Below are 3,503 nucleotides of genomic sequence, written 5' to 3'. Positions count from 1 at the left end.
GGTCGCGCTGAGCCCTGCAAAAAGGCAACTGTCGGCGGTCCGATTGGCCTCTGGTCGGACCACTATTTCGCTAGCGGAAACCGCCATTCGGCGTATCATTCTTTTGGGGGAGGGTTCATGGCGGAGGAGGTCAATGAACATCGTTTCGAGAGTGCCTGTCGTTGACTTGACGGCCCAAGAACTTGTTTCATCTGCGCTTTCAAAATTTCGCGCCGGCGACACCATATCGACCAGAGCCGCAATAGACGCCATCCGCCGGGCAGCCCCGGCTTTTGAGGACAGCGACGACCATCTGGTCGAGCTTGTCGTGATGACCGCAATTGGTAGGACCATGGGGGTCGTGTTCGACCATCGGTCCCGCTAATTGCATGCCGCTCTGCGCCCAATTAGCTTGCGCACTGTCGGAACTAGAGCGGCGACGTAAGCCACTCAGTAACCATGAATTGTGATCGGGATGGATCACGCCATTCGTCATCGGAACGAATAGTCCCGCTGCGCCGTTGCTGTCCTTCGAGTAAAGGAGTGGCGGTGATGCGTGATGAACAATTCGACGTTCCGGTGACGATCGAGAGCGAACGGATCGGCCGCCCCCTCTCTGTGACGAGGACGGTCCAGGCGGCCTCGCTTCTGGTCGACAAATGGCCAGACGAAAAGCGCGGGCCGAAATATCGCGCGGCCTTGAAAGCCATGATGGATGCGATGGAGCAGCGGCGGGCGGTTGGCAGTGCGCGGCGGGCATTCACGGCCGCCGCTAAGGAAGCCCATCTGTTTGTGCGCGAAGGCGGCATTAAAGCGCGTCACGTCTGAAGAGATCGATGCGACGCGCTTTCAGTTTTTGTTTTATGCATGTCGTTGTCTCAAAACCGCTGCGCAGTTTGGGCGACATGCAGTGCTGTTCATGCATGTCGTTATCCCAAAACCGCTGCACACTTTGGGCGACATGCAGTGCTGTTGTTTATGCATGTCGTTATCCCAAAACCGCTGCGCACTTTTGGGCCACATGCAATTAAGGAACCTTACGAAATCTCCGTCGTTATGCTCTAGCTCTAAGGAGAACTGTCATGCCCGATGACAAAACCAAGACCGACAACCGTGATCGCTCGCAAGTAGCCGGCGACGAAGATTATGAGGTAAGGCATCTCGCCGAGGAAGCCGGCATCACTCCCGAGCAGGCACGCACCTTGATCAAGCGCCACGGCACCGATCGCAAGGTGCTGAACGAAATCGCCAAGAGCATAAAGGCGTTGTGATGGCTGAAAAACGGACCGCTATGGCCGATCGGAAGAAACGCCAACCGGACGACGAGGAAGCCCTGCGCCTGGCCGAGACCACCGACGTTTCGCCCAACCAAGCGAAGGATCTGATGCGCAAGCACGGCAAGAACAGCCCCAAGGTCGAGAAGGAAGCGAAGAACTTCAAGGCCGAAGGCTGAGCCGCCGATTTGGCGGAGCGTCTGCCCTCGCCGTATCACCGTCGCACGCGCCCGGCCATCCGTACGCTTCGCTTATCTGGCGTCGCGGGCCGGCAATCATGAGTGGCTTATCAATTTTCTAACAAATTCGGCCTATTCCCGTTCTAACCATGGGAGCTGGGCTTTTGGCGCAAACAGAGAAAATCGCGGCGCGACGCGCTGTCGCGCTGTCGGTTGTCGTGCCGTGCTATAATGAAATCGGTGGGGTCGCCGAACTTTACCGGCGCGTCACAGCCGTTTGCCGTGAACAAGCGGGGCATTCCTACGAGATCGTGCTGGTCATCGACGGAGCCACCGACGGCACCCGGGAGGCCATATTCGAACTCGCCAAACAGGACAGCCACGTCGTCGGCATAGACCTCGCCCGAAATTACGGCCACCAAATTGCGCTCAGCGCCGGCCTGGAGTTTTGCCGCGGCCAGCGCATTCTCATTCTCGATGCCGACCTCCAGGACCCGCCGGAATTGCTCAACGCCATGATGGCAAAGATGGATGAGGGGTTCGACGTCGTCTATGGCCAGCGGGTGAAGCGCCAGGGCGAAGGCTGGTTCAAGCGCGCAACCGCCGCATTGTTCTACCGTCTGCTGCGCAAGATGGTGGACGTCGAGATGGCGCTCGATTCCGGGGATTTTCGACTTATGAGCCGCCGCGCGCTTGATCATCTCAATGCGATGCCCGAGCGTTACCGCTTCATTCGCGGCATGGTGAGCTGGATCGGCCTGAAGCAGGTGGCTTTTGCCTATGAGCGGCACCAGCGCTTCGCAGGCACCACGCATTACCCATTGAAGAAGATGGTGCTTCTGGCAATGGATGCGATGACGAGCTTCTCCATCGTGCCCCTGCGGTTCGCCTCGCATCTCGGCTTGATCTTCGGTTTTCTCGGGCTTGCTGCGCTCGGCTACACGCTCTTCTCATGGTTTGCCGGCAGCGTGTTGCCCGGCTGGACCAGCCTGGCGGCAATCGTCCTGATCCTCGGCAGCGTTCAGCTTCTGGTCCTTGGGATTTTCGGGGAATATCTCGGGCGCATGTATATGGAGACCAAGCGGCGGCCGCTTTACCTCATAAACGAGATTGCTGCCCATGATCCTGCCGCCGGGAAACTGCCCGTACATCGTCTTCAGGAAATGGCCCATGAACTGGCGAAGGGAGCCGCGAGTGCTTCAGGCCGAGTTTGATCAGTTCGCGCTGGAATATCAGCAGCAGCATGCCGCAAGTATCCGGCTGAGCGGCGAAACCCCGGATTTCTTCGCGCGGTACAAGATCGACGATGTCGCGGCAAGGCTCGCCCGCTCAGGCGTGAAGCCGCGGCGGATACTCGACTTCGGCGCGGGCGTCGGCAATTCGCTGGGGCCCATGCGCGCCGCATTTCCCGACAGCGAAATCACCTTGCTCGATCCCTCCTCGGAGTCGCTCGACATCGCCCGCAAGCGCTTTCCCGGCCAAGCCGATTTCAGGCACTTCGACGGCGAAACGATCCCTTATGACGACGCAAGTTTCGATCTTGCCTTCGCCGCATGCGTGTTCCATCACATCCCTGAAGACCTCCATGTCGGCCTGATCAAGGAGATCGAGAGAGTGCTGACCGGTGGTGGTAGCTTCTTTTTGTTCGAGCACAATCCCTGGAATCCGCTGACGACGCATGCGGTGCGAAACTGTGCTTTCGACGAGAACGCAATTCTGATCAACAGCCGCGATTTGCGCAAGCGAATGGCTGCGGCCGGCTTCTCCAAATCCGATGTCGTCTACCGGATCTTTTTCCCACGCGTGCTCGCAAAATTGCGACCCTTGGAGCGGTTCCTGACCAGGATGCCTGTGGGAGCCCAATATTTCGTGCATGCGGTCAAGCCGGCCGTTTGAGCGGACGCCATGGCCTCGGATGAGCGACAAGCTGAAACCCCCAATCGATCTGCCGCAGGGCGGCTTGGAGCTATGATATGAACGGGATTCAGGCGACCGTAGCGACCGTCGCGACCGTGTCGTCGGTCAACGACGCGCAGCGGGCCAGGGCGATGTTCTGCCTGCTCGTCGCACC

General features: G+C 58.9%; 6 protein-coding genes. All 6 read left to right on the top strand.

Annotated features, from left to right (window positions below; translation table 11 throughout):
• Nucleotides 1-133 precede the first annotated feature (133 nt).
• On the top strand, nucleotides 134-364 hold the full coding sequence (locus tag EOA86_RS27015; RefSeq protein WP_065008572.1) for a hypothetical protein: 231 nt from the start codon (nucleotides 134-136) through the stop codon (nucleotides 362-364).
• 167 nt (nucleotides 365-531) lie between these two features.
• A complete protein-coding gene (locus tag EOA86_RS27010; protein ID WP_245497385.1) occupies nucleotides 532-807 on the top strand; it encodes a DUF982 domain-containing protein in 276 nt (91 codons plus the stop codon).
• 254 nt (nucleotides 808-1,061) lie between these two features.
• A complete protein-coding gene (locus EOA86_RS27005; RefSeq protein ID WP_065008570.1) occupies nucleotides 1,062-1,250 on the top strand; it encodes a DUF3606 domain-containing protein in 189 nt (62 codons plus the stop codon).
• The gene (locus tag EOA86_RS27000) at nucleotides 1,250-1,432 is read left to right on the top strand and encodes a hypothetical protein (RefSeq protein WP_029348124.1); all 183 of its coding nucleotides are present in this window, start codon (nucleotides 1,250-1,252) and stop codon (nucleotides 1,430-1,432) included. The genes EOA86_RS27005 and EOA86_RS27000 overlap by 1 nt, the downstream gene beginning before the upstream one ends.
• A 164-nt stretch (nucleotides 1,433-1,596) precedes the next feature.
• Nucleotides 1,597-2,646 (top strand): glycosyltransferase family 2 protein, encoded by a 1,050-nt coding sequence (locus EOA86_RS26995; protein ID WP_164892007.1) that lies wholly within the window; start codon nucleotides 1,597-1,599, stop codon nucleotides 2,644-2,646.
• Nucleotides 2,627-3,328 (top strand): class I SAM-dependent methyltransferase, encoded by a 702-nt coding sequence (locus tag EOA86_RS26990; RefSeq protein WP_128344480.1) that lies wholly within the window; start codon nucleotides 2,627-2,629, stop codon nucleotides 3,326-3,328. Before EOA86_RS26995 ends, EOA86_RS26990 begins: the two co-directional genes overlap by 20 nt.
• Nucleotides 3,329-3,503 lie beyond the last annotated feature (175 nt).

Origin of the sequence: Mesorhizobium sp. M5C.F.Ca.IN.020.32.2.1 (assembly GCF_004023105.1) — a bacterium.
Classification (GTDB): Bacteria; Pseudomonadota; Alphaproteobacteria; order Rhizobiales; family Rhizobiaceae; genus Mesorhizobium; species Mesorhizobium wenxiniae.
This window is presented reverse-complemented; position numbering and strand designations above follow the sequence as displayed.

Bases quoted from the DNA above. Each gene is read 5' to 3' on its own strand.
- EOA86_RS27015 (WP_065008572.1), top strand. From the start codon at position 134: ATGAACATCGTTTCGAGAGTGCCTGTCGTTGACTTGACGGCCCAAGAA.
- EOA86_RS27010 (WP_245497385.1), top strand. From the start codon at position 532: ATGCGTGATGAACAATTCGACGTTCCGGTGACGATCGAGAGCGAACGG.
- EOA86_RS27005 (WP_065008570.1), top strand. From the start codon at position 1,062: ATGCCCGATGACAAAACCAAGACCGACAACCGTGATCGCTCGCAAGTA.
- EOA86_RS27000 (WP_029348124.1), top strand. From the start codon at position 1,250: ATGGCTGAAAAACGGACCGCTATGGCCGATCGGAAGAAACGCCAACCG.